Consider the following 25,421-nt stretch of genomic DNA (forward strand, 5'->3'; position numbering starts at 1 on the left):
TCGTGTTCCTGTTGTCTCTGGAGGTTTTGATGTTTCGGTCAGGGTTTAGGCGCGCTCACCGATTGAGCACATGATGGGTTGGCGGCCGGATCGTGGATTTCAGGATTTCGACATTCTCTTTGGTTTTTCGACACAGATGCGAATGAGGTCGCAGGCTGGATGATGTCGACGAGCCGGCTGGCGGAACCGAGACTGAGCGTCCAGCCGAGCGTGCCATGGCCGAGGTTCAGGTAGAGCCCGTTCAAGCTGCCCTGCCGAATGATCGGGCGCGAGGACGGCGCGCAGGGCCGCGCGCCCGACCACGGTTGCAGCCCCGCACCGTTGGCTTCTTGCTCGAAGGCGCCGCCGAACGCGGTGGTGGCGGCAGTGCGGAAAGTGTCGAAGCGCGCGCCGTCGAAGCGGAAATCCCGAGGGCCGATATCGGCGAGCCCGGCGGCGCGCACCTCGTCGCCGATGCGCGCGAACACGATCTTTCGCCGCACATCCGTAAGGGAGGTACGCATCGCCGCCGGTGTCGCCCGCGCCGTTATCGAATAGCCCTGCACGGGCCAGACACTGCCGAAGCCACGGTCGCGCCACGGCAGGAAATCGGGCGGCGAACCTGACGCGACCACGACGAGATCGCACTCCAGCGGTTCGCGGGACGCAAAGGCGAGCCCTCGAATGCTGCCGCCGCTGTCGAGGATGCTTTGCACCGGGTGCCCGAAGACGGTGCGCAGGCCATACGCCTCTTTCAGCCGCTCGATCAGCGCGGCGGCGAAGGCGTCGGGCCGTCCGGCGGCGTCGTCCGCGTTGTAGAGAACCCGGCCGATTTCGTCGGGGTACAGGTCGAGCGCCGGCTCGATGGCCGTGGCTTCGGAGCGGGTGAGTATGTCCTGCTGCAGGCCGAGCGACCGCTTGAGCGCCTGCACCGCCGCCGATTTCTCGCAGGCGGCGATGCTCGGATAGAGGATCATCTTGCCAGCGACCGTGTAGTCGAAGGGGAGATCGAACTCGTCGAGCAGATCCTTCAGCAGCAGGCTGGTCCGGGCCGCCATCTGGAGAAGATGCTGCGTATTGGCGAGGAAGCGACCCGGCAGGCAATTGCCAAGGAAGCGCAGGCCCCAGACGAGGAATTCCGGGTCTGTGTTCAGCCGCACGCGATAGGCGGGATCGCGGCCGAGCACGATGGCGGGCAGATGGCCGAGCATCGACGGGGTCGCGAGCGCATCGCCGTAAGCATAGCTTAGCTGGGCGCCGTTGGCCCGGCTGGCTCCCTGCGCCGGGCCGCTGTGGCGGTCGACCAGGGTGACGTCGTGCCCCGCCTTGCACAGGAGATAGGCCGAGGCCACGCCGACGATGCCGGCCCCGACGACGGCGATGCGCGCCATCTCAGCCTCCCTTCGCCACGGCGACGACGGACCGTCGCGTCGGCGCTGAGCCCGCTGCGTGCGCGGCATGCGCCCTGCACGCGTCGACGAAGGCGGCGAGGAGTTGCCGGTCGAGGGCGGTCAACCGATATTCCGGGTGCCACTGGACCCCAAGGCAGAAGCTATCTCCCGTGCCTTCGATCGCCTCGATGAAGCCGTCCAGCGAACGGGCGGTGACATGGAAATTGCCCGCGCCGACGAGAATGTGGCGATGCAGGCTGTTCACCCGGACCGTTGCGGTCTGCGACCATCCCGCGAGGAGACTGCCGGTCGCGAGGGTGACGTCGTGAGCCACCCGGTCGGGCACTTCCGCCGGCAGGTGCAGAGTGTCGTCACCGATCAGTTCCGGCACATCACGCTGGATCCGTCCGCCAAGATGCTCGCCGAGGAGTTGCATGCCGTGACAGATGCCGAGCAGCGGCATGCCGCGTTCGAGCGCCTGCTCCACCACTTCGTGTTCGAAGGCGATGCGCCGCGCCGGCACCTGCGCTCCCGCTCCCGAGCCGGTGACGACGATCCCCGCGGCCCGGTCGAGAGCCTCCGGCAGATGGCGCAGGTCGAGCGGAACCACCAGTGGAAGCCCACCGGCTTCCGAGATCGCGTCGGCATAGTTGGCGCGCAGCACATATTCGCGCTCGGTCGCTCCTCGCTCGGTAACGGCAAGATCGGGGGTCAGGAGAATGAGCGGCCGTTCACCGGCGGCGGCGCCTGCATGCGGGGCGGGGGCTTCGATGGTCATCGTCAGGCCTTCATGGTCTTCGCCTCGCAGCCGAGGCAGGCAGGAGATCGACGGCCGGCGTCGCCCTTGGTGTCGGATGGTCCGCACTTCCGCCGAGACGGCGCACGTCACCGTTGCGGGCGCGCGGGGCGGCCGGCCTGTCGTTCGATGTGTCTGGTTAGTGTCCCGGCGCCGGTGCCGCGTCAGAGCAGCAGGCGGCCGCGGACCGCCTCGTCCAGCGGCCAGATCGGCCGCTGGACCTTTCGCCAGGGGTAACAGGCGTAATCAGACGACAGCAGGCCGTCGCCGGTCGCGTAGATCACCTGCTCGGAGATCGGCGCGAAGGACGCGAAGAAATGCTGGTTAGACTTCGCCACCAGCAGGCGCTCCCTTAACGGGTCGATGCCGAGATTGGCGAACAGGTCGTGCCCCATCGCCTGACAGCGCTTCGAGACCAGCACAGCGCCGACCCCCTCTGCCGTTCGTACCCCAACGGCATCTCCCATCTCGACCGGCGATCCGGCAAAGCTCTGCATGGCATCGGCGACGCAGGTGAGAACCTCGACGTCGGCATCGATCGGCTGCCCGGAGGCCCAGCACACCTTGCCTCCAAAGCGCAGGCGGATTTTCCCGCCCACGCCGGCATCGAAGGCGAGGCGCACGGCGCCAGGATCCCAGATCGGCCCGACGGACGCGCCGGATACGCCGCGTTCGATCAGCAGGCGAAGGAAGGTGGTGTTGTCGGAGGGCGCGCCGCCCCCGGCATTGTCCGAGGTATCGGCAATGGTGACCGGTCGATGGGAGACCCGTGCCAGCGCGGCGTCGATGGCCGCCGCAGGTTGAAGGAAAGCCGGCGCGGATATCTCTTTGATCGCAGCCACCGCCTCGCCGAGTTCGCGAGCTATCCGGTCGCCGACCTCTTTGGCGTCGTCGGTGATCACCAGGACGCGAGCGCCACTCTCGGGCACGTCCCCCTGCGGGAAGCCGTGGCCGATGGAGACCGAGAGGATTCCATCCCGTCCTTCCAGTTCCATCGCCCGGTCGACGATGCCGCGCATCGGCGGGGCGCTGGTCGGAAACGACGCGATCAGGCGGCAGTCCCACAGTGACGTCACCGGCCGGATCTCGCCGCGAACCGTCGCCAGCACCAGATCCAGCAGTTCCTCGGCGCGCTCGACGAAATCGGTGTGCGGATACTCCTTGAACAGCACGATGATGTCGCTGGCCCGACATTTACGGGCGGTCAGATGACAGTGCGGATCGAGGAGCACGCCGATGACCGCATCCGACCCGGCGATCTCCCGCACGCCATCGAGCAAGTCGCCTTCGCAGTCATCATAGCCATCGGCAACCATCGCGCCATGCAGCATCAGAACCACGCCATCGACCGGCAGCGCAGCTTCGAGCTGGCTCAGGATCTCGTCGCGCATGCACTCATAGGCGCTGCGGGTGGCAATGCCATTGGGCATCGCCCAGAAGCACGAGCCTGGAATAAAATCGTAGCCCTCACTCTCTGCGCGTTCTCGCGCGACCCAGAATGCCGCGGTCGACATACGTGGCTCGGGCGGGTGTTCGCCGGGCCGGAAAGTCTGATCGTCGAGAAAACTCTGGTAGCTTGTCGTCAGCGGTGAGAATGTATTTACTTCGAGAGATAATCCCGCCGAGAAAATGCGCATTCTAGGCCACCCAACGATAGATAAACGGATTATTGACGAGAATTTATTCGATATATTCACGCATGACGTAAGCCATGCGAAAATTACACTTCATTACAACGTCAATATCGCGTCTTGTTTTCTAGATCTAATTGACACGCGCATGGTGCGTTGATGCCGACGGAGGCGCTTTTGTTTTTAGGACGTTTCTTTTTGTTTTTGGCCTGAATCTCCGATCGCCTCGAATTTCGCGGAGTGCCAGGGGCACTGCCAGCCTCGCCGCCTACTGGCCGCCATCGCGATCCGAACATCACCACGGCGAAGCGCACGTCGGAACGACGTATAAGCGCGCCCACCCTCGAAAAAATCTCGGGAGCGACGAGCCCATCCCAGTCTGTCCCGGCAACATTACAGCCATCGCGACCCGCTCAACTATCATCCTCCGATCGATTGCTGATGGAGACACCAATGCGCAAGCCACGGGACTTCGACGCGGACCTGAAGGCATTTGAGGACAAGGGACGAGAGCTCAAGACCCGCAAAGTTCAGCAGCTTGGCGATCTGGTGATCGCCACCGGCGCCGACGCGCTACTCTGGGTGGCCGGGGAAGCTTAGGAGCGATGAGAGCGAGCGAGGCGCTGGCGTTTTGGGCCTGAAAGGGAAGGCAGGCGTTCGAAACCGAACGCGGCAGACGAGAGACACCCGCTGCGCACCAGGCTCCATGTAGCGAAATTGTGGGTAGGGCAGCGGAGATAAAGCCCGCTTCCGAGAATGCTACACGTCAACCCCAGCTGTGAATTTCGAGCACGAACCACTATATAATTTTCTACTTGGTCAGGAGGATAAAGTGACCGCAATCAATCTGTGGGACGCCAAAGCCCAGTGGTCCATCGGTCGGCGTGCCGACGCAGTTGCTGGCATCAGCCAGGATATCTCTTCCCCTAACCTTGGCTGAGGCGTCGAGGGTCGACGCTGCGCCCGTCACGAGTCGGAATGCTGGTCGCGCCCATGTCCACCGTCTATGCGCACTCGGTTATAGGTCGCCCGCGCGACGAGTGGGAGACTCTCGTCGACCACGGCGCTGCGGTCGGCCAGTTGGCCGGCGAGTTGGCCGAACCCCTCGGCTGGGCGGAGGTCCTGCGCCTCGCCGGGCTATTGCATGACATCGGCAAGGTGTCGCCGGAGTTCCAGGCGTACATTGCCGGACAGCGTCCCTCGGGCGGCGACCATTCCTCCGCCGGGGCGCGCATCGCGCTCGACCGCTATGGCACCGGGTCTGGCCGGGCGCTCGGCACGGTCCTCGCCGCCATCATAGCCGCCCATCATGCGGGCCTCGCCGATGGCGGTGATCTAAGCCGTCGTATGGAAGCGGCTCATCGGCTGGTCCCTGCGGACTGGCAACACCATGCCGCGCCTCTGCCGGAAGTGGCAGAGCTGAAACCGCGCGTGCCGCTACCTACGGGAGGGCCGAAGGGTTTCGCCCTAAGCTTCCTGCTGCGGATGCTGTTTTCCTGCCTCGTTGACGCCGATTTCATCGCGACGGAGCGCTTCTATTCGAAAGCGACCGGCGCAACAGTCGAGCGGGGCAACCACACCGATCTCGCCACGTTGCGCGACCGGCTCGCCGCCTTCATGGCGGAAAAACGCATCGCAGCCCCAGCTACGCCGCTCAACGCGCTGCGCGCCGGCATTCTCGACCATGCCATGGCCAAGGCGGCACTGGCGCCGGGCCTGTTCAGCCTCACCGTGCCGACCGGCGGCGGCAAGACGCTGACCTCGCTTTCCTTCGCGCTGGAGCACGCGGCCCGGCACGGGCTGCGCCGGGTCATCTACGTCATTCCCTATACCTCGATCATCGAGCAGACGGCCGACGTCTTCCGGCAGGCGCTTGGTGGGAACGACGACATTCTCGAACATCACGCCAGCTTCGACTGGGAGAAGGCACGCAGAGAACGGCCGGCTGACGACGAGGCCCCCAGCGCGGTCGCCAAGCTCCAACGGGCGGCGGAGAACTGGGACGTGCCGATCATCGTCACCACGGCGGTGCAGTTCTTCGAAAGCCTGTTCGCCAATCGCACCTCGCGTTGCCGAAAGCTGCACAACATCGCCGGCAGCGTAGTGGTGCTGGACGAGGTGCAGATGCTGCCCCTGCCCTTGCTGCTGCCGAGCCTGGCGGCGATCGATCAGCTGGCGCGCAACTACCGCGCGAGCGTGGTGCTGTGCACGGCGACCCAGCCGGCGCTGCGCCAGGTCGATGGCGCCCTGCTCGACAAGGCCCGCAGGCCCATCGGGCTCGACCTGCCCCCGGAGCGCGAAATGGCGCCCGATCCGGCCGCCCTCTATGCGGCGCTGAAGCGCGTGGCCGTGGAACGGTTCGAGACCCCGATCGCCGATGACGTCATCGCCGCGCGCTTCGCCGAGCAGCCGCAGATGCTGTGCATCGTCAACACAAGGCGGCACGCGCGGGTGCTGTTCGACTCCATCCGCTCGCTGCCGGGCGCCGTGCATCTCTCCACGCAGATGTGCGCCCGCCATCGACGGTTGGTGCTGGCCGATCTGCGGGCGAAGCTGGAGGCTCGCGAGCCGGTGCGGCTGGTGGCGACCTCGCTGATCGAGGCGGGTGTCGATATCAGCTTTCCCGAGGTCTGGCGCGCCGCAACGGGGATTGATGCCATCGCGCAGGCCGCCGGGCGCTGCAACCGCGAGGGTGAGTTGCGCGATGCCGAGGACCGGCCCCGGCTCGGGCGCGTCGTGGTGTTCAAACCGGCGGCAGGCCATCTGCAACATGACATAAAGCTGCGCTGGCAGGCGGCGCAGCCGGTGCTGAACAAGCACGCGGACCCGCTCGGCCTCGACGCGGTGAAGCACTATTTTGCCGAGCTGTACTGGCAGAAGGGCGACGCGGCCGAGGTGTTCGATGCCGCGAAGGTGGGAGCCTATCGCGGCATTCTTCCCGCCATCGCCGACTCGGCCAGCAGTTTGGACTTTCCCTTCCGTTCCATCGCCGAAGCGTTCCGCATGATCGATGAAGTGATGGAGCCGGTGGTGGTGCCGTGGAAGGTCGACGCTGACGATAAGGACGCGGAGAACCTGCTGGCGAGCATCGCGGCGCAGGAACTGCCGCGCACCGCCGACCTGCGGCGCCTGCAGCAATATGTGGTGCCGATCCCGAAGACGGCGCGGGACGAGTGGCTGCTGCGCGGCGTGCTGCGCCCGGTTCATCCCGGGCTCGGCGACGCGATGCTGACATTCACCGATCTCGCCCTCTACCTGCCAGAGACGGGCGTCGATCTGGCGAATCTCACCTATCGGGATGCGGTGTGCAACGTGTTTGACTAAGTCGTCATTGACGGGCGTATAAGCGCGTTTACTTCATTGCAGCGCGGAGTGTGCCGCGCGCTGATATTAACCTCCGTTGATAATGAAACTGAATCGGCTTCGGATTACGAACCGGGGAGATTCGCATGCAACGGCAACGCATCGCCATTCTCGTCCAGCCCGACGGCTCCATCGAGGTTAAGATCGAGCCCATATAGTCCGTCACGCCTCAGGCGTGACATGGATTGAAACATTGCTGCGCGTTGTGATGCCGCAAGCCCCCGGTTCAAACCGGGGGCACCTCCTTAGATGCGATTGATTGCGGTAAATAAATACGCTCGTATGGGTTGTCGGCGGAGGTGTGATTCGCATGTCCTACGGTGTCAGGCTTCACGTCTGGGGTGAGCGGGCGTGTTTCACCCGGCCGGAAATGAAGGTCGAGCGCGTCTCCTATGACGTAATGACCCCTTCGGCGGCGCGCGGCATTCTGGAAGCGATCCATTGGAAGCCGGCGATCCGCTGGGTCGTCGACCGCATTCATGTGCTGAAGCCCATCCGGTTTCAGTCTTTCAGGCGCAACGAGGTCGGCGCCAAGGCCAGCGCAGCCACTGCGGGCACGGCGATGCGCGCCGGCAGCACGGCGGGTCTCGGCCTCGTGGTCGAGGACAATCGCCAGCAGCGCGCGACGATGTTCCTGAACGATGTCGCCTATGTCATCGAGGCGCATTTCGAGCTGACGGCGAAAGCGGGTCCGGAAGACAGCGAGGCCAAGCATCTCAGCATGTTCAACCGCCGGGCGGCGGCCGGGCAGTGCTTTCACCGCCCCTGCCTCGGTACCCGCGAATGCGTGGCTGACTTCGCCCTGATCGAGCCCGGCGCGCCGCTCCCCGAGAGCCGGCTGCCGGAGAACCAACGCAACCGCGATCTCGGCTGGATGCTTCACGATATCGACTTCACTGAGGACAACACCTCGCGCTTCTTTCTGGCGCGGCTGACCGACGGCGTGCTGGACGTCAACGCCTGCCTCGCTGGGGGGACGGTGGCGTGACCGTCCTCCAGGCGCTCGACCGCTATTATGAGCGGATGGCCGCACGGGGCGATGTCACACCTCCCGGATGGTCTATGGAACCTGTAGGCGTGATAGTTGTCCTCAGCAAAGACGGCAGCATCGCGCGCGTCTTCGAGCGGCTGGACGAAAAGGGCAAGCGCGGCTTGCCGGCCCGCGTTCCCAAATGGTTCGGCCGCTCCGGCCAGGGGTCTACGCCGTTCCTGTTCTGGGACAACACGGCCTATGCCCTCGGTGTCAGTAATAAAGAGCCCGGAAAAACCAGCCGAGATCATGAGGCCTTCAAGACGCTCCATCGACGTATGCTCGGCGACCAGACCGACCCAGCCCTAGTGGCGCTACGCCTCTTCTTGGAGAAGTGGACACCGGAGCAGTTTACCGCGCCGCACTTCCACGAAAAAATGACCGCTTTCAATGTTGCCTTTCAGTTCGACGGCTCGGAACGCGAGTTTATCCACGAGCGGGCCGCCGCCATCGCCGTTTGCGACCAGCTGCGGACGGAGGTGGCTGCCAGTGTCAAAGCCTTCTGTCTTGTTCGAGGGCAGCGACTCCCGGTCGTACGGCTCCATCCGAAGATCAAGGGCGTCGACAATACCGCCTCGGCCGAGGTTCCGCTGGTGTCGTTCAACGAGCCCTCCTTCACCTCCTACGGAAAGGAACAGGGCTATAACGCGCCAACCTCCGAGGAGGCAGCAGGCCGATACACCGCCGCTCTGACGGCACTGCTGGACCGGGACACCAGCCGCAACCGCCTGTCGCGTGGCATTGGCGACGCCACGGTGGTGTTCTGGGCCGACACATCCGCCGTGGCTGACGAGGCGGCGGCGCAGGCGGCGGAGGACTGGTTCGCGGCGCTGGTCGAACCGCCGAGCGATGCCGACGCCGCGCGAAAAGTCCGTGAGCAGCTCGAACTCGTCATGGAGGGACGGGGCGTCGAAACGCTCGACTCCCGACTGCACCCGCAGACCCGCTTCCATGTGCTCGGCCTCGCGCCCAACGCCGCCCGGCTGTCGGTGCGCTACTGGTTGAGCGACGATTTCGGCATCTTCGTGCAGCGCCTGGCCGCGCATTATCTGGACCTCGCCATCGAGCCGAAGCCGTGGGGCGAGCGGCCGCCCTCCATCTCCTGGCTGCTGCTCAAGACCACGGCCATGCTGGAGAAATACGACAACATCCCGCCGCTGCTGGCCGGTGAGGTCGCGCGCGCTGTGCTGGAGGGCACCCGCTATCCGCGCTCGCTGCTGGCGGCGGCGATCATGCGGCTGCGCGCGGGCGACGATCCCGCCAGCGGCTGGCACGCAGCCGTCATCAAGGCCGTCCTCGCGCGTGAGGATCGCTTGAGGAAGATCGACAAGGACGCGCCTGAAAGCCCCGAACGCGCCAAGGAGGAACTGCCCGTGAGTCTCCACAGGGAGAATGCCGATCCCGCCTATCAGCTTGGCCGCCTGTTCGCTGCCTATGAGACGGCGCAGCGTATGGCGCTCGGCAAGGTGAACGCCACCATTCGTGACCGCTATTTCGGCGCCGCCTCGGCAACGCCGGCTAGCGTCTTCCCGATCCTCATGCGCGGCGTGCAGAACCATCTCGGCAAGCTGAGGAAGAGCGGCAAGGGCATCTGGCTGGAGCGCGAGATCGAGGAGATCACTAACCGCCTCGACGACCACCTGCCGCGCTCTCTCCCTCTCGAGGCCCAGGGGCGCTTCGTCATCGGCTATTACCACCAGCGCAAGGGACAGTTCGCCACCCGTGAGGCCGAAGCCGAACTCGCCAGCACCGACGCAGAGGACCATGACAATGACGAGTGAGTCGCACGCCCTCACGCGCCGCCACGAATTCGTGCTGTATTTTGACGTGGTCAACGGCAACCCGAATGGCGACCCCGATGCCGGCAACATGCCGCGCCTTGATCCGGAAACCAATCAGGGGCTGGTCTCCGACGTCGCTCTGAAGCGCAAGATCCGCAATTACGTGGCGCTGGCCCGGCCCGACACTCCGGGCCACGAGATCTACATGCGCGACGGGGCAACGCTCAACAACGAGCACAAGCGCGCCTGGGCCGCCGTGCTGCCGGATGTGACCAAGGCCGAGGACCTCAAGAAGGCTCCTAAGGACGAGGCCAAGTCCCGCGAGCTGACCGCCTGGATGTGTGCCAACTTCTGGGACATCCGCAGCTTCGGCGCGGTGATGACCACCGGCGTCAATGCCGGGCAGGTGCGCGGCCCGGTGCAGATCAACTTCGCCCGCTCAGTTGAGCCGATCCTGCCGCTGGAAATTTCCATCACCCGCCTCGCCGCGACCACGGAAGCCGACGCCGACGCCAAGGGCGGGCGCACCATGGGCCGCAAACACATCGTGCCTTACGGGCTCTACCGTGCGCATGGCTATGTCTCCGCCCCGCTCGCCTCGCACCCGACCAAGGGCACCGGCTTCTCCGAGGCCGATCTCGACCTGCTGTTCGAGGCGCTCGCCAACATGTTCCAGCATGATCGCTCCGCCGCCCGCGGGGAGATGGCGACGCGCAAGCTCGTCATCTTCCGCCACGCCTCGGCGCTGGGCAACGCAAAGGCCAATGAGCTGTTCGACCGCGTGAAGACCTGGCGGCTGTTCCGGGACGAGAAGCACAATCCCGGCGTCGAGAAGCTCGACAACGCCCCGCCGGCCCGTAGCTTCGAGGATTATGCCATCACCATCGACCGCGAGGGCCTGCCCGACGGCATCGAGATCATCGAGAGGTAGGAGGCAGCCGATGACCGCCTCCCCCATCGACCGCGCGACGGAGGAGGCGCTGATCCCACTCTCGGCACTGCAGCACTATCTGTTCTGCCCGCGTCAATGCGCGCTCATTCATGTCGAGCAGCTCTGGGCCGAGGATATCGCCACGGCCGAAGGGCGGCTGCTGCATGAGAAGGCGGATTCCGGCCGGCCCGAAACCCGCCCGGGCGTGCGCGTGGCGCGCGGCGTGGCGTTGCGCTCGGTGGCGCTCGGCGTCACCGGCAAGGCCGATGTGGTGGAATTCCACGGCGCGCGGCGCGGGGAGGCCGGCGTGCCGTTCCCCGTCGAATACAAGCGCGGCAAGCCGAAGGCGCACCGCGCCGACGAGGTGCAACTCTGCGCCCAGGCATCACCGTGTCGCATCTCGATCCCAACGGACGTTTCCTCGCCGGTGTCGAGGGTCCCCGCACCGGCAACGTACTGCTCCGCCGCGCGCAGTTCCGCGCCGCGGACGATGCCGCGCGCGGGGTGCCCATCGTGCGCGGCATCGTCGCCGCAAAAGCCGCGAACCAGCGCACCGTCATCCGCCGGGCGTTGCGCGACCATGGTGCGACCCTGCTCGCCGAGGGCCGCGAGGCGCTGGAAGCCGCTGAGCGACGCCTCACCGATGTGGCGCGCCGTATCCTTAGCGCGCCGAGCGTCGAGCTGCTGCGCGGATTGGAGGGCGAGGCGGCGCAGGTCTATTTCGGCGGCTTCAACCATCTGCTGCGCTCCGGCGATCCCGCCTTCGTCTTCGGCGGGCGCTCGCGCCGCCCGCCGCTCGACCGGGTGAACGCGCTGCTGTCGTTCTTCTACGCACTGCTCGGTCATGACTGCCGGTCCGCTCTGGAGGCGCATGGCCTCGACCCCCAGGTCGGTTTCCTCCATGCCGACCGGCCCGGCCGCGCCAGCCTCGCGCCGGACCTGATGGAGGAACTGCGCCCCGTCCTCGCGGACCGGCTTGCGCTCAGTCTCATCAATCGCCGGCAGCTCGCACCGGGTGATTTCACCGTCGAGGAGGCGGGTGGCGTGCGGCTGACCGACGCGGCGCGCAAGCAGATTCTCGTCGCCTGGCAGGAGCGCAAGCGCGATGAACTCACCCACCCCTTTCTCGGCGAGACGCTGCCGCTGGGCCTTGTGGCCCATGCCCAGGCGCAGCTTCTGGCCCGCCATCTGCGCGGCGATCTTGACGGCTATCCCGGCTTCATCTGGAAATAATTCATGCTGATGCTGGTCGCCTATGATGTGCGAACCGAGACGGCGGCTGGCCGCCGCCGGCTCCGCCGCGTCGCGCGGGCCTGCCTCGACTATGGCTAGCGCGTGCAGAATTCGGTGTTCGAATGCGAGGTCGACCCATCGCAATGGGTGACACTGCGGGCACGGCTCATCGCCGAGATCGACGAGGTGACCGACAGCCTCCGCTTCTATCGGCTCGGTGCGGACGGCAAACGCCGGGTCGAGCATGTCGGGGCAAAACCAATCCTCGATCTCGACGGGCCGCTGCTGTTCTGAGCCTCGCGCGAACCACAAGCGCACATGCCGGTCCGGGCCGGTTCGCGCAGCCCGCAACCCGTTGCGGCCGCTCGCCACGCCTCGCCCCGAGCGCCTCAACCGCCCGCCGACCTCCCCCGAGGCATCGAGGATCGCGCAAGAGGCGGCTTTCTCCCTTCGCCGCCAGCATGTTAGTGAGGAAGCCGTCGCCCCCCCCACACGGGGGCGTGGATCGAAACAGGACATCCGCACCGCGAAGGGCGAAATCGAAGAGTCGCCCCCCCACACGGGGGCGTGGATCGAAACAAGGAAGCCCTGCGCGTCGCTGCCGGGGTGGATGGTCGCCCCCCCAAACGGGGGCGTGGATCGAAACCAGTTGACCCCGGCCGGCTTGCAGGTCCCGCTCACGTCGCCCCCCACACGGGGGCGTGGATCGAAACGCGATCGGTAGCGGGTTGGCGACGCAGGACCCGGCGTCGCCCCCCACACGGGGGCGTGGATCGAAACATGGAGGAGGCATTCACAGGCGCCGCAGGCCACCGTCGCCCCCCACACGGGGGCGTGGATCGAAACATTTGGAACAATAAGTACGCCAGAGCGATGGACGGTCGCCCCCCACACGGGGGCGTGGATCGAAACATCGTGGTTGGCCTTGATCTCGGCGTAGGTCGCGTCGCCCCCACACGGGGGCGTGGATCGAAACATCAAGCTCTCAGTGCGGCCATGTACATTGGAACGTCGCCCCCACACGGGGGCGTGGATCGAAACACCCACCAGCTATCGGCCGTGCAATTACCGGCACGTCGCTCCCACACGGGGGCGTGGATCGAAACGCGCGCAGCTTGCCGGACGCCACCGCGGCGCCGGCCGGTCGCCCCCCACACGGGGGCGTGGATTCAACCAGTGAGCACGTCTTCATCGAATCGAACGCGTCATCGCCCCGCAACGGCGTTCGAGCGGCCGCCTCCACTTCCTGCGCCGGCATCGCGGAGGCTGCTTCAAGAACTGAGGGTGGCTTCCCTTCGCGGCTACAACTGCGCCAGTCGTGCAACATCCCTGCGGCTTCGCCGCAGTTCGGGCCACGGGAAATGCCGCCCCTCGGCGCCGACGGGGATCAGCACGTCGAGTTTCGCAGACAGACCGAACAGAGAGGCGGCGTCCGTTGCAAAGAGCCACGAAATCAGTCGCTCCTCATAGTCGGAAGCCTCCGCCTCTTCCTGCCGAGTGACGGAGTAGCCAATGGCGCGATCCGCGTCGTCCCAACGCTGCTGATGCGCACGAAGAGCGGCAGTGACTTCGGCGCGTCGAGCGCAGAGTGACGGCAGATCGTCGGCAAGCTCATCGAACTGCCGCAGCGAGCTGATCCGCACCGGAGAGAGCAGCTCAGCCCCAGTCAGAAGCACATGCGGAAACCCGACCTTCCTGGCGAGTTCGGATTCCAGACGCCGCTGCTTCCGGCACAGAGCGAGCGTGCGCCAATGCACGGCTCGCCACGCTTTCCGCGCAAGGATAGTCGCTTCCGTCGCGCTATCGTCACGCGGCTCGGCCGCAGCCGAACTGTTGAAGGAAGTGCCACCAATCGTGAGCAGGGCGGCAGACATAATGTCCCTTCGGGATGGTCGGGACAGACTGGTGCTAATCTCAGAATCAGCCATGATCCGAGCTCCACACAGCTTGGGTTGTGGTTCGGCTGTGTGGGATGTCCTGAGTTTGCTGGCGCGCCGACCAGAGTGAAACTACGAACACCTATGTTGTTGAAGTTGCGGTGGTTTAGAAATGCCGAGGAATGGGCTTAAGCGACGTTTCGAAGTTAGGGTGCGACGGCCTGCACGGCATCAAACATATCCGCGCGGAACGTGCGTATCATCCGGGCGCTGAACAGCCTCCGTCTCGTGCTTAAAAACAGATGCCAAACCCGCGCCTTCAGCCGCCATGCAATCCCCCGAGCGTTTCAATTTATTCTCCTGTCGGTAGCGTAACGCTCACCGCGCGGCTTAGGTAGCCGGAGATTGTCGGCGGAATGCGAGACAGGGCGTCGCGACGATATCGAAAGTCGAGGTTCGGCCTATCGTCGCCTGTCGGGAAAGGGAATCAACTCCCCAACAGCTGAGGCATCGCGGGGCGAGACTTCGGCGCGCGATTTGAGCGAGACGACTTCCGCAGGCTCCCGCTCGAACCAGCCGCTTGGCAGTCCACACAGACTCTCGACGTCGGCCGCCGAAATCGTAAACTCCGTCGCAAGCAGGTCGGCTTTACCGCGCACACCGTTCTCGACGATCAGGTTGAGGCTGTCCCGCAGCGCCTTCGGCGCCACGATCGGCCAATGCTGATCCAGCGGCTCACCTTTCGACCAGCCTTTGGCGGAGTAAAGCTTGTAGAGTTGCCGGGCATATTCCTCGGGGACGATCTCCAGGTCACCGAGGCGCTTGATCTGAGCCTTGATCGAGACGCGCCACCGCTCCTTGAGGCTGGTGAACATCGCCAGCGAAGGATGTTTGACTTCGTACGGATAGGTCGTCGAAGGCATGAGAAGTGCGCTTGCCAAGCGAAAGGCCTGCCGTTCGATCATCCGCAGATTGTCCTGGAACTCCTCCTCCGGCACCTGCTGGTGCAATACCGCGTGAGCAAGTTCGTGCGCGGCGTCCATCTGGCGGCGGGGAAAGGACATCTTGTCGGTCGCCAGAAGCACATGCGGGCGCCCATCTACGGGAGACCAACTGCAAAGCCCGTCCAGCTTCGTCGTTCCCATCGAGATCGTCGCCACCACGATGCCGATCCGCTCCATGAGCGCAACGACATCGCCGGCGGGGCCTTCGCCCATATTCCAGTGCCGGCGCAGGCGTAACGCGATGGCCTCAATGTCCTCGTCCCGTAGTTCGCCGTATGTCGCGCCATCCAGAACGTCGGGAATATCGATCTCGGGCAGATCGACGTAATGCCCGAGCACGAAGCTGACTTCCTGAAGCCAATGCATCTGCGCCTTCTGGTAGGCGAGATCGCGCACGAGCGTGCTGGCCAACGAGCGCAGGAATGTCGGACGTTCACTCTGATAGGAGGGGCGTAGGAAAAATTCCGGTCGGACGCCCAGCTCACCGGCTAGTCGCACGAGCGTGGAATAATCAGGACTCTGGCCGGCTTCCTGATCTTCCCACCGCGACACCGAGGTAGGGCTGACGCCGAGGCGCTTGGCGAGCGCGGATTTCGTCGCAATCCGACGCGCGTCACGAGCTTCGCTCAAACGGGCGGGTATAAACCCCGGTGTGCCAGTACGCATATTTCGAATCCCATCGGCTCCGTACCCGATGGATACGGAGCAACCACACCTTCTGAAACCGAGTTCCGGCTAACCGGCGGTTCCGTCTTCGGTATCGGTATCGGGCTGCGCTTCGGGCGGAACGAACAGCTTGCGGGTTCGACGTAGCTTCACGACCTTGCCGCCGTCATCCGGGCCAGCAGGTCCATCAGGGACAACCGGATCGGCCGCATAACCGCCAAGGAACTTCTCCAGCGACTCGTAGAAGATGAAGTCCTTATAATTCGACCCGATCACGCCGATCGCAATCTCTTCGATCATCCCGGTGCGTGCGCGATCCCTGGCAGTTAAGAACAGCGCGAAGATGTCTGTCGGACGAGGGCTTTTCTCGTCCGCGAGAAGGCTGGGCTGGAGATGGACGTTGAGCGTCACACCCGCTGCTCGCGACATGTTCTTGGCGGGGATTTTCCGCCGCTCAGGCATGGCGGCGAAACCGAGAATCACGCCCAGTTCGGGACCAGCGAATCGTGCGAAGGGCTGGAACACCTTCAGGTCGGTGCCGAGCATCACGCCATCGACAAGCAGGTGCCCGCCGTGAAGCTGAACGACCTCTTCGTAGCCTTCCTCCTGAAGGCGGAAGCGAATTTGGCCTTCCGCTTCCCGGCTGCGCTTCGGGTTCAGCGGCAACTCTTTACGCACAACCTCGTGCGCCTTCAGCGCTTCAGCCCGCAACCGATCTTCCAAATCCAGCAGGAGGTGCTTGGGAAGGGCATCAAGGATGGCACGGCGGATGTCGATCATTGTTCGCCTCTTATCGCGTTGATGGATTTAGTATCGAAAATTTCGCGTTTTGCAATATGTAAATGGATATCGTCGCGCATGTGCCGGGCCAAAGCGCCGCAGTGACAGGGATGGTCTTGCACCCCTCGCCATCGGTCACGCTCGGCCCCCGGGCTCGCCGCGCGACTGTCAGCCGTGCCTCCACGTGCCATGTTCGCGCACCGGCACAGCAACAGTCTCGACCAGTTCAACGATGTGATGGGCGCGAGGCGCGGCGCACGCGATCTCATCGAGCTCGGCAAGGACGGACGACGCGAGGATCGCTTCACCACCCGCTCGATGATCGAGGCCGAACGGCGTCTGCATCGTGCAGCCGAGATGATGGCGGGCCATTGGCGGACTGTGAACGACCAAGAAGAGAGCTATGTGTGATGTCCGTCCGCGGTGGCGGCCTCTATGGCGTCTGTGCAATGGGGCATGAGATCCATGTCCACCCGAACACGAGCTATCTTCCGGCGCTGAAACTTCGGAAGCAGCGCCTTCCATCGTTCACAACGTCGCTGCTCAAGCTTCGCGTACCGTCCCGGCGAGGCTAAGGAGTGTACCTTTCGGCTTTCGGTCGTAGGTAGAGCGGCCTTCTAACATCTGAACAAAAGCGTCATTTCGATTGCTTGCCCTATCCACAAGTCTATCGAACGCAATCACCTCAAGCATTAGGTTCAGTGCCGAATAATATCTATAGGCCATCTGCCCGCCATAATTGGTGATAGTGAAATCTTCCATCTCCAAGTATGTCTTCAGGCTATCGTTCCAATCCGCCAAAACATAGCCGCGGACCATCATGTCCTGAGGGATGTTTATCTCCCGCCCGCCAGAGCGTGCTAATTTTTCCCTTTTTGCGGATGTCCGAAATCTGCTTTTTTAACTGGTCAACTGGATCATTCGTGTGGCTATCGCTATCGGCAGCGTGAACCGCCCCTAGATTCCTGGACGGCTTCTTCCCTAAATTTTGAGGCAAGGAGGCCCCGATGGGCAAAGCGAACTTCACCGAGGACTTCAAGCGCGACGCCGTCCTTCAGATCACCGAGCGGGGTTATCCGGTTGCGGAGGTGGCGGCGCGGCTGGGGATCAGCAAGTACTCGCTCTACGAGTGGAGGAAACGGTACGGCAAGCCTTCCGCTACGGCCCGCGATGACGATCAGGCCGCTGAGGTCCGCCGGCTGAAGCGCGAGCTGCAGCGCGTGACGGAGGAGCGCGACATCCTAAAAAAAGCGGCCGCGTACTTCGCGAAGGATGCAAAGTGAAGTACGCGTTCATCGCCGAGCATCGCCTGCAGTTTTCGATCCGCGCCATGTGCCTGCAGTTTTCGATCCGCGCCATGTGTCGGTGCCTGCGTGTCCAGCCCAGCGGCTTCTACGCCTGGCTGAAGGAGCCGCTGAGCAAGCGCGCGCAGGAAGACCGGCGACAGACCGAGCTGATCCGCGCGGCATGGAGCGAGAGCGGCAAGGTCTATGGCTATCGCAAGCTTCACGACGATCTGGCGGACATAGGCGAGAGCTGCTGCCCCAACCGGGTTGCGCGGCTGACGCGGCTTGCCGGCATCCGGGCGCAGATTGGCTATAGGCGCCGCCCCGGCCACTATGGAGGCAAGCCATCCCTGGCGGTCGACAACACGCTCGATCGCCGGTTTGACGCGGAGGCGCCTGACATGGCCTGGGTGACCGACATCACCTACATCCGCACGCACGAAGGCTTCGCCTATCTGGCGGTCGTGATCGACCTCTTCTCCCGCCGCGTCGTCGGCTGGTCCATGCAGGCCCGGCAGACGACCCACGTCGTGCTTCAGGCGCTGCTGGCCGCCGTCTGGCGACGCAAGCCGAAGGAGCGTGTGCTGGGGCATTCGGACCAGGGGAGCCAGTTCACCAGCATGGAGTGGGCTTCGTTCCTGAAACACCACGATCTGCAGCCGTCGATGAGCCGTCGCGGCACCTGCCATGACAACGCCGTCGCCGAGAGCTTCTTCAACCTGCTCAAGCGCGAGCGTATCCGCCGCAAGGTCTACCGCACGCGCGACGAGGCACGCGGGGACGTGTTCGATTACATCGAGATGTTCTACAACCCCACCCGCAAGCACGCACGGAACGGGATGCTGTCACCCATCGAGTTCGAACGGCAGCACAAAGCCAAAGCCGAGGGCGTCTAGAAAACGCGGGGCGGTTCAGTCATTGCGGTGCTAACGGACCTGACAGGACGCCTCACCGCGCGCGATCTGGTCCGGTTTATTGGCCAAGCGGCAAAGGCTTCACGGGCCAGTCAACATGGAACTGACCGATTGTTGTCAGCAGCGGCTCTCAAAAGCGCCGTAAATCACACCAGTCAAATGAAAGTTGACGAGTATCCTAAAGAGGTACGTCAACTTCAACCTATTTTTGAGAAGCTAAAACAACACCCTGGGTTCGAAACGCCTTTCGTCCGAGCGGCTGCTGCAGCCATAGGCATCACCGAAGGTGATCTGGATACATTTGGCACGCGAGCGCGCTAGAGTATAGGAATTCGTCATCGCTCCGTTATGCCTTCTTCCCTTGGTGTCATTCTGGACACATCTGCTCCGCGTTTGACGCGTATTTCCGCGCTGCGGCACGCGGTTATCCGACGGCGTAGAATTGGGCTGTTCGCCAGATCGCGGATACCCGCGATCCTGCCTATATGCGCCACTCGCGATGTTCCCATCGAAAGAAAATAGCCGTGGGCAAGGGCAGCGATGCGCCGATGCTCCCTGGAAGCCAAGCCCGCTCATCGCCCGAAGCGGCTTTCCGCTCAGAAGCTGGGACCGTTCAGTGGCCGCAGCAAACGCTTGCGCCTACTGATTTGGCCGAGCATGATTCCGATGTCGTGCATGTCACCGACGACTGGCCGTCGAACGTTCCGATCACACCTGACGAGGTCGATGTTGTCGAAGCCTTCCTCAGGCGGGAGATTGATGCGCTGCTGAGGTGACGGTGCTGCCGAAGGGACCTGAGGAAGGACGACCAGCTATGAACGTCACCTTGCCGATCACCAGCCGGGCCGCCCTCTATCTCCGAGTTTCCACCACGCGGCAGGCCGACGTTGACCTGTCCATCCCAGACCAGCGCCTCCAGACCGCCGCCTATTGCGAGCGTCAGGGCTGGTCCGTTGTTGCGGAGTATGTCGAGCCGGGTGCGTCCGCCATGGACGACAGCCGGCACGAGTTCCAACGGATGATCGAGCGGGCCAGCGATGATGATCGGCCGTTCGACGTCATCGTCGTCCATAGCTTCAGCCGGTTCTTCCGCGATGCCTTTGGGCTGGAGATGTACATCCGCCGCCTCGCGAAGCACGGCGTGAGGCTCGTCTCCATCACCCAGGAGCTCGGGGATGATCCGGCTCAGGTCATGATGCGGCAGGTCATCGCCCTGTTTGACGAATACCAGTTCCGCGAGAACGCCAAGCATGTGCTGCGGGCCATGAAAGAGAACGCCCGGCAGGGTTTCTATAACGGCTCCCGTCTCCCGCTCGGCTTCACCCTCGAAGAGGTCGAGAAGCGCGGCCATCGCACCAAGAAGCGGATCATCGTCGATTCCGTCGAGGCGGAGCTCGTGCGGCTGATGTTCAATCTCTACCTACGGGGAGATGGCACGTCCGGCCCCATGGGCATTAAGGATATCACTAAGCACCTCAACGCCAAGGGTTACCGTACGCGCGTGGGAGCCCGCTACGGCCTCGGTACTATCCACGGAATCCTGACCAATCCCGTCTATATCGGGGAGTGGAGCTTCAACAAGCGCAACTCAAAAACCGGCCAGGTAAAGCCGCAGCATGAGGTCATTCCGATTGCTGTGCCGGCCATCCTTGAGCGTAGTGCTTTTGAGAAGGTGCAGAAGACACTCCGAGCGAAAAACCCACGCAACAGCCCGCCTCGGGCAATTTCAGGCCCGATCCTGCTCACCGGGCTTGCCTACTGCGCCAGTTGCGGCAGCGCCATGACGTTGCGCACAGGCACGTCGAAGAGCGGCAGGGTCTATCGCTATTATAGCTGCTCGACCTCTGGCCGGATCGGCAAGTCCGCCTGTAAGGGGCGAACAGTGCCGATGGAGAAGCTCGACCATCTGGTCACACGCCATGTCGCCGAACGCGTCCTGATGCCCGAGCGGCTGGAAGCGCTGCTGCAGTCTGTCGTCGACCGGCGAACGAAGGCCGATGCTGAGGTCCAGGCGCGGATCGATGAACTCTCTCGCGAAAGAACGACGGCGGAAGACAAGCTGCGGCGGCTCTACCAGCTGGTCGCCGACGGCATCGCTGAGCCGGACGACATGCTCAAGGAACAGATTGCGAAGCTCAAGGCAGATCGAGATCGGGCGCATTCAGCGCTGGAGCGGATCGAGAATCAGGGTGCTGCCGCAAGCCGGCTTGACCCGGAGAAACTTGCCCGCTTCGGGCAGCTCGTGCGCACAAACATCACGAATGGCGAAGTGCCGTTCCGCAAAGCCTATCTGCGCTCGCTGATCGACGCGGTCGAGGTCGACCAGCACGTCGTGCGCATCCACGGGTCAAGGACGGTGCTGGAGAGAGCCGTACTCGCCGACCAAGCCACCCAGCCGGGTGTTCGCGGCTTTGTACGGAAGTGGCGCGCCCACGGGGAATCGAACCCCGGTTTTCGCCGTGAGAGGGCGACGTCCTGACCGCTAGACGATGGGCGCGTGCGGCAGGCGCGTCTCTTAGGGCTAAACGTGCACGGGATCAAGGCCCTCGGCACGACTAATCAACAGTCTCGCCTCAGGGCTCGCCGGCAAAGCCCAGCGTGCCGCGCGGCGCGCGGGTCTTCGCGTCGAAGAAACGGGTCTCCACCAGACCCTGCCGCTCGATCGTCACCGCGATCAGATCGGCGGAAACCGTCGCGGAGAGCACCTTCGAGCCCTGCGGAAGCTGGATCGTGCCGGAGATCGTCTCCGGCGTGCTTTTCCATCCGACCACGACCCTGTATCCGATAGCACCGAACAGGGCGAGGAACCCCAAGCCCATCAGCACGCCGGAGCCGACGGCGAAACCGCGCAGCTTGCGCAGGATTCGCTCCTGCTGCGGGTCGAGCTTGTCGTCTGCGTCAGGAGAAGTCATGCGGTCACCGCCGGGCGAACAATTGGACGAAGGGGACGAGGGCGCGGACGGCGAAGCCGCCGCCCAGCGCGTCGATATCATCACCGGGCCGCAGGATGAAGGGCAGCGGCTCGACCGCGTGCTGGCGCGCCATCTGGCGGACGTCGCCCCGCAGATCAGCCGCACCCGGCTTCAGGCGCTGATCGCGCAGGGCCAGCTCAGCCGTGCCGGCCAGCCGGTCAGCGGCGGCTCGGCGAAGGTGAGCGCCGGGGAAAGCTTCAGCCTGCTCCTGCCGCCGCCCGAGGCGGCCGAGCCGGTGGCGCAGGATATCCCGCTCGCCATCGTCTATGAGGATGACGACCTCATCGTCATCGACAAGCCCGCCGGCATGGTGGTCCATCCCGCGCCGGGCAATCCCGACGGCACGCTGGTCAATGCCCTGCTGCACCATTGCGCCGGCAGCCTCTCGGGCGTCGGCGGCGTGCGCCGGCCGGGAATCGTGCACCGTCTCGACAAGGACACCTCCGGCCTCCTGGTGGTCGCCAAGAACGACCGCGCTCACAAGGCGCTCGCCGCGCAGTTCGCCGATCATGGCCGCAGCGGCCCGCTGGAGAGGGCCTATATCGCCTTCGCCTGGGGGGTGCCGGACCTGCCGAGCGGCACGGTCGATGCGCCGCTCAGCCGCCACCCGGTGTCGCGCGAGAAGATCGCGGTGCGCGAGGGCGGGCGCTTCGCCATCACCCACTGGCAGCGCCAGGAGGTCTATGACGATCCGCAGGGCCGCCCCCTCGCCTGCCGGCTGGAATGCCGGTTGGAAACCGGGCGCACCCACCAGATTCGCGTCCACATGGCCCATATCGGCCATCCGCTGCTGGGCGATCAGCTTTATGGCGTCGGTCAGCGCACCAAGGCGGGCCGCCTGGGGCCCGAGGCCCGCGCGGCGCTCGACGCGCTGGGCCGGCAGGCGCTCCATGCCGGCCGGCTCGGCTTCGAACACCCGGTCACGGGGGAGTTCCTCGCCTTCGACAGCCCACTGCCGCCCGACCTCGTGGCGCTGGAGGACGCGCTGGCGGGCGCCCGATGACGGGAGCGGTAAATATATCGCGCGCGATCAACCGTTCGTGACCGCCGCGAACCCGCACGCCATCTTGCGCTTTGGAAATTTTAGGCCGTTCCTATTAGTATGTTGCAGCGGCCGGCTGATTGCGGTCGCGTCTCCGGTCGCCCAGAATGGGGGCCGAATGAAAGGAAGGAGGGCGCTCCATGGCCCGTTCCGCTTTATCCATCCCGTCGGCAGAAGGCGGCCTCAGCCGCTATCTGTCGGAAATCCGGCGCTTCCCCATGCTGGAACCGCAGGAAGAATATATGCTCGCCAAGCGCTGGCGCGAGCATGACGACCCGGAAGCCGCGCACAAGCTCGTCACCAGCCACCTGCGTCTCGTCGCCAAGATCGCGATGGGCTATCGCGGTTATGGCCTGCCGATCTCCGAGGTGATCTCGGAGGGCAATGTCGGCCTGATGCAGGCGGTGAAGCGCTTCGAGCCCGACAAGGGCTTCCGCCTCGCCACCTATGCCATGTGGTGGATCAAGGCCTCGATCCAGGAATACATCCTGCGGTCGTGGAGCCTGGTGAAGATGGGCACCACGGCGGCGCAGAAGAAGCTGTTCTTCAACCTGCGCAAGGCCAAGAGCCAGATTTCCGCGCTGGAGGAAGGCGATCTGCGCCCCGACCAGGTGCAGCAGATCGCCACCAAGCTTGGCGTCACCGAGCAGGAAGTGGTGGAGATGAACCGTCGCCTCGGCGGCGATTCCTCGCTCAATTCCCCGATCCGCGGCGAGGCCGAGGCCGGCGGCGAATGGCAGGACTGGCTCGCCGACGATCATGACGACCAGGAGACCATCCTCGTCGAGCATGAGGAGATGGACAACCGCCGCAACGCGCTCTCCGGCGCGCTCTCGGTGCTCAACGAGCGCGAGCGCCGCATCTTCGAGGCGCGCCGGCTGGCCGACGATCCGGTGACGCTGGAGGAGCTGGCCGCCGAGTTCGGCGTCTCGCGCGAGCGCGTGCGCCAGATCGAGGTGCGGGCCTTCGAGAAGGTGCAGAAGGCGGTGATCGACCGCGTGCATCAGATGGAGGCCGCGCCGATGCGGCAGGAAGCTTCTCCCGCGCACTGAGCGGGCGCCTGCGCACAAATGAATTCACGCCGGCGCGTCGCAGGATGCGCCGGCGTTTTCGTCTTGAGCGCTTTCCGTCTTGCACGTCGTCGTCTTGCACGTCGTCTTGCGCAGCGCGATCAACGGCGGGACCCCGCAGGAGGGGCAGCCCCCTGCCCCGCCTGCCGTGGTATTCCCTCCGTGCGAGATGCCGGCCGAACGCGGATCGATCGCCCGCGTTGAAGCCTCAGGCCGGCAGCGGCGCAGCCGCGCCCGCCGCCGGCCGCGTGCCGGTAGCCATCTCCCCGGCACGGCGCACATCATAAGCCAGCACGTCGCGAATGCTGAGCACCCCGACGAGTTGATGATCCTCCAGCACCGGCAAGTGGCGGACATGATGGCTGTCCATCAGCGCCCGCACATGGTCCACCGTGTCCTCCATGGCGCAGGAAATCATGTTGCGCGACATCAGCGCCGAGACCGGCAGCTTGAGCGCGGCGACGCCCTTCTCCGCGACGGCGCGCACCACGTCGCGCTCGGAGAAGATGCCGACCACGGTATCGCCCTCCGATCCGCAGGCATCCTTCACCACCACGGCGCCGATCCGCTCGCGATTGAGCAGCGTCGCGGCCATTTCGATGGTCTCGTTCATGCGGATGCTCGGCACCCGCGCGCTTTTCAGCCTCATCAGATCTGCGACCAGCATGGCTTTCCCTCCGGTTGACGCCCGGAGCCCTCGCGATCGGATGAAGCCGGCCGATCGTTGCGAAAGGCTCTGGATTCACTGCGTTGAGCACCCGGCTCCCGGTCCGCGCGCAGCCGGCGGAACGACGAGGATGCTCGTGCCGACACGTCGATCTTATTCTTTTGTCGAAGTCTGGTATGCAATACACCTGCCGTCAACAAGAAGAGTCGCGGCGGTGCAGCATGGCGGGTGCCGCAAAGCCGATGCAGCCAGACGAGGCGCGGACCTTCCGAACGCAAAAGGCCGGGCGTGAGCCCGGCCTTCGTGTTGATGTCGGAAGCGGCGGAGCTGGCGTCGCTCAGTGCGCGAGGTTCTTCACGATATCCTCGACCATTTTCTTTGCGTCGGCGAAGAGCATCATGGTGTTGTCGCGGAAGAACAGCTCGTTCTCGACGCCGGCATAGCCGGCGGCCATGCCGCGCTTGATGAACAGCACGGTCTTGGCCTTCTCGACGTCGAGGATCGGCATGCCGTAGATCGCCGAGGTCGGGTCGGTCTTGGCGGCCGGGTTGGTCACGTCATTGGCGCCGATGACGAAGGCCACGTCCGCCTGCGCGAACTCGGAGTTGATGTCCTCCAGTTCGAACACCTCGTCATAGGGCACGTTGGCTTCCGCCAGCAGCACGTTCATGTGCCCGGGCATGCGCCCCGCCACCGGGTGGATGGCGTACTTCACCTCGACGCCCTCCTCCTTCAGCTTGTCGGCCATCTCGCGCAGCGCGTGCTGGGCCTGGGCCACCGCCATGCCGTAGCCCGGCACGATGATGACCTTGCTCGCGTTCTTCATGATGAACGCCGCGTCCTCCGCCGAGCCCTGCTTCACCGGCCGGCTCTCCACCGCGCCCGCCGGGCCCGCGGCCGCATCGCCGCCGAAGCCGCCGAGGATCACCGAGATGAAGCTGCGGTTCATGCCCTTGCACATGATGTAGGACAGGATCGCGCCCGAGGAGCCCACCAGCGCGCCGGTGA

The 25,421-nt window shown here is 64.6% G+C and carries 18 protein-coding genes, 1 tRNA gene, 5 pseudogenes and 1 CRISPR repeat array; of the genes and pseudogenes, 13 read left to right on the forward strand and 11 right to left on the reverse strand.

Annotated elements, in window-relative coordinates; all coding sequences use genetic code 11:
* Positions 1 to 38: 38 nt before the first annotated feature.
* From VRZ77_RS15290 to VRZ77_RS15300, 3 genes are all read right to left on the reverse strand, one after another.
* On the reverse strand, positions 39 to 1,370 hold the full coding sequence (locus tag VRZ77_RS15290; RefSeq protein ID WP_414593497.1) for an FAD-dependent oxidoreductase: 1,332 nt from the start codon (positions 1,368 to 1,370) through the stop codon (positions 39 to 41).
* Position 1,371: 1 nt separating this feature from the next.
* A complete protein-coding gene (locus VRZ77_RS15295) occupies positions 1,372 to 2,148 on the reverse strand; it encodes a gamma-glutamyl-gamma-aminobutyrate hydrolase family protein (RefSeq protein WP_414593498.1) in 777 nt (258 codons plus the stop codon).
* Positions 2,149 to 2,330: 182 nt separating this feature from the next.
* The gene (locus VRZ77_RS15300; RefSeq protein WP_414593499.1) at positions 2,331 to 3,803 is read right to left on the reverse strand and encodes a M81 family metallopeptidase; all 1,473 of its coding nucleotides are present in this window, start codon (positions 3,801 to 3,803) and stop codon (positions 2,331 to 2,333) included.
* 432 nt (positions 3,804 to 4,235) lie between these two features.
* Between VRZ77_RS15300 and traD the strand changes: the two are divergent.
* The 8 genes and pseudogenes from traD to cas2 all read left to right on the forward strand — a co-directional run.
* Positions 4,236 to 4,373, forward strand: a pseudogene (gene traD, locus VRZ77_RS15305) (conjugal transfer protein TraD); the annotation flags it as partial.
* Positions 4,374 to 4,775: 402 nt separating this feature from the next.
* Entirely contained in the window at positions 4,776 to 7,121 is a 2,346-nt protein-coding gene (cas3, locus tag VRZ77_RS15310) for a CRISPR-associated helicase Cas3' (RefSeq protein WP_414593500.1), read from the forward strand.
* 349 nt (positions 7,122 to 7,470) lie between these two features.
* The gene (gene cas5c / locus VRZ77_RS15315) at positions 7,471 to 8,148 is read left to right on the forward strand and encodes a type I-C CRISPR-associated protein Cas5c (RefSeq protein WP_414593501.1); all 678 of its coding nucleotides are present in this window, start codon (positions 7,471 to 7,473) and stop codon (positions 8,146 to 8,148) included.
* Positions 8,145 to 9,971: a type I-C CRISPR-associated protein Cas8c/Csd1 gene (cas8c, locus tag VRZ77_RS15320; RefSeq protein WP_414593502.1), complete on the forward strand. Its 1,827-nt coding sequence runs from the start codon at positions 8,145 to 8,147 to the stop codon at positions 9,969 to 9,971. Before cas5c ends, cas8c begins: the two co-directional genes overlap by 4 nt.
* Entirely contained in the window at positions 9,961 to 10,902 is a 942-nt protein-coding gene (gene cas7c, locus VRZ77_RS15325) for a type I-C CRISPR-associated protein Cas7/Csd2 (protein ID WP_414593503.1), read from the forward strand. Before cas8c ends, cas7c begins: the two co-directional genes overlap by 11 nt.
* Before the next feature lie 10 nt (positions 10,903 to 10,912).
* Positions 10,913 to 11,227: pseudogene (locus VRZ77_RS15330) on the forward strand (Dna2/Cas4 domain-containing protein); the annotation flags it as partial.
* A gap of 65 nt (positions 11,228 to 11,292) precedes the next feature.
* The gene (cas1c, locus tag VRZ77_RS15335; protein WP_414593504.1) at positions 11,293 to 12,135 is read left to right on the forward strand and encodes a type I-C CRISPR-associated endonuclease Cas1c; all 843 of its coding nucleotides are present in this window, start codon (positions 11,293 to 11,295) and stop codon (positions 12,133 to 12,135) included.
* A gap of 3 nt (positions 12,136 to 12,138) precedes the next feature.
* A pseudogene (gene cas2 / locus VRZ77_RS15340) lies at positions 12,139 to 12,429 on the forward strand (CRISPR-associated endonuclease Cas2).
* 193 nt (positions 12,430 to 12,622) lie between these two features.
* A CRISPR array of direct repeats spans positions 12,623 to 13,310; the repeat unit is 25 nt; unit sequence CCCACACGGGGGCGTGGATCGAAAC.
* Positions 13,311 to 13,436: 126 nt separating this feature from the next.
* On the opposite strand, the gene VRZ77_RS15345 reads toward cas2, so the two are convergent.
* The 3 genes from VRZ77_RS15345 to VRZ77_RS15355 form a co-directional block, all read right to left on the reverse strand.
* Positions 13,437 to 14,009 carry a hypothetical protein gene (locus VRZ77_RS15345; RefSeq protein ID WP_414593505.1) on the reverse strand — a complete coding sequence of 191 codons (573 nt, stop codon included), beginning with the start codon at positions 14,007 to 14,009 and terminating at the stop codon, positions 13,437 to 13,439.
* Positions 14,010 to 14,473: 464 nt separating this feature from the next.
* On the reverse strand, positions 14,474 to 15,682 hold the full coding sequence (locus tag VRZ77_RS15350; RefSeq protein ID WP_414593506.1) for a helix-turn-helix domain-containing protein: 1,209 nt from the start codon (positions 15,680 to 15,682) through the stop codon (positions 14,474 to 14,476).
* Between the two features lie 69 nt (positions 15,683 to 15,751).
* Positions 15,752 to 16,462 (reverse strand): hypothetical protein, encoded by a 711-nt coding sequence (locus VRZ77_RS15355; protein ID WP_414593507.1) that lies wholly within the window; start codon positions 16,460 to 16,462, stop codon positions 15,752 to 15,754.
* A 186-nt stretch (positions 16,463 to 16,648) separates the two neighbouring features.
* Here VRZ77_RS15355 and VRZ77_RS15360 point away from each other — a divergent pair.
* The 3 genes and pseudogenes from VRZ77_RS15360 to VRZ77_RS15370 all read left to right on the forward strand — a co-directional run.
* Positions 16,649 to 16,828: pseudogene (locus tag VRZ77_RS15360) on the forward strand (hypothetical protein); the annotation flags it as partial.
* Between the two features lie 641 nt (positions 16,829 to 17,469).
* Positions 17,470 to 18,644 (forward strand): IS3 family transposase gene (locus VRZ77_RS15365; protein WP_414593508.1). Its coding sequence is split into 2 segments (ribosomal slippage): positions 17,470 to 17,704 and positions 17,704 to 18,644, totalling 1,176 coding nucleotides; the frame shifts between segments, so codons are not numbered across the junction.
* Positions 18,645 to 19,476: 832 nt separating this feature from the next.
* Positions 19,477 to 20,526, forward strand: a pseudogene (locus VRZ77_RS15370) (recombinase family protein); the annotation flags it as partial.
* Between the two features lie 297 nt (positions 20,527 to 20,823).
* Here the strand turns inward: VRZ77_RS15370 and VRZ77_RS15375 are convergent.
* The 3 genes from VRZ77_RS15375 to VRZ77_RS15385 all read right to left on the reverse strand — a co-directional run bounded on the left by VRZ77_RS15375 (position 20,824) and on the right by VRZ77_RS15385 (position 21,574).
* Positions 20,824 to 20,991, reverse strand: coding sequence for a hypothetical protein (locus VRZ77_RS15375; RefSeq protein WP_414593509.1), 168 nt, complete (start codon positions 20,989 to 20,991; stop codon positions 20,824 to 20,826).
* A 93-nt stretch (positions 20,992 to 21,084) separates the two neighbouring features.
* Positions 21,085 to 21,159 (reverse strand) — tRNA-Glu (locus VRZ77_RS15380).
* A 76-nt stretch (positions 21,160 to 21,235) separates the two neighbouring features.
* The gene (locus VRZ77_RS15385) at positions 21,236 to 21,574 is read right to left on the reverse strand and encodes a hypothetical protein (protein WP_414593510.1); all 339 of its coding nucleotides are present in this window, start codon (positions 21,572 to 21,574) and stop codon (positions 21,236 to 21,238) included.
* On the opposite strand from VRZ77_RS15385, the gene VRZ77_RS15390 reads away from it, so the two are divergent.
* Together VRZ77_RS15390 and rpoH are read left to right on the forward strand one after the other, a co-directional pair.
* Positions 21,573 to 22,637 carry an RluA family pseudouridine synthase gene (locus VRZ77_RS15390; protein ID WP_414593511.1) on the forward strand — a complete coding sequence of 355 codons (1,065 nt, stop codon included), beginning with the start codon at positions 21,573 to 21,575 and terminating at the stop codon, positions 22,635 to 22,637. The two genes, VRZ77_RS15385 and VRZ77_RS15390, sit on opposite strands and share 2 nt — an antisense overlap.
* A 179-nt stretch (positions 22,638 to 22,816) precedes the next feature.
* Positions 22,817 to 23,728, forward strand: a complete 912-nt coding sequence (gene rpoH / locus VRZ77_RS15395) for an RNA polymerase sigma factor RpoH (RefSeq protein WP_414593512.1) — start codon at positions 22,817 to 22,819, stop codon at positions 23,726 to 23,728.
* Between the two features lie 226 nt (positions 23,729 to 23,954).
* Here the strand turns inward: rpoH and VRZ77_RS15400 are convergent, their stop codons facing one another.
* Together VRZ77_RS15400 and VRZ77_RS15405 are read right to left on the reverse strand one after the other, a co-directional pair.
* On the reverse strand, positions 23,955 to 24,413 hold the full coding sequence (locus VRZ77_RS15400; protein WP_414593513.1) for a CBS domain-containing protein: 459 nt from the start codon (positions 24,411 to 24,413) through the stop codon (positions 23,955 to 23,957).
* A gap of 337 nt (positions 24,414 to 24,750) precedes the next feature.
* On the reverse strand, positions 24,751 to 25,421 hold a 671-nt coding region (locus tag VRZ77_RS15405; RefSeq protein WP_414593514.1), incomplete at its 5' end, for an NAD(P)(+) transhydrogenase (Re/Si-specific) subunit beta.

It is taken from the genome of Ancylobacter sp. G4_0304 (assembly GCF_047501495.1).
GTDB lineage: Bacteria > Pseudomonadota > Alphaproteobacteria > Rhizobiales > Xanthobacteraceae > Ancylobacter.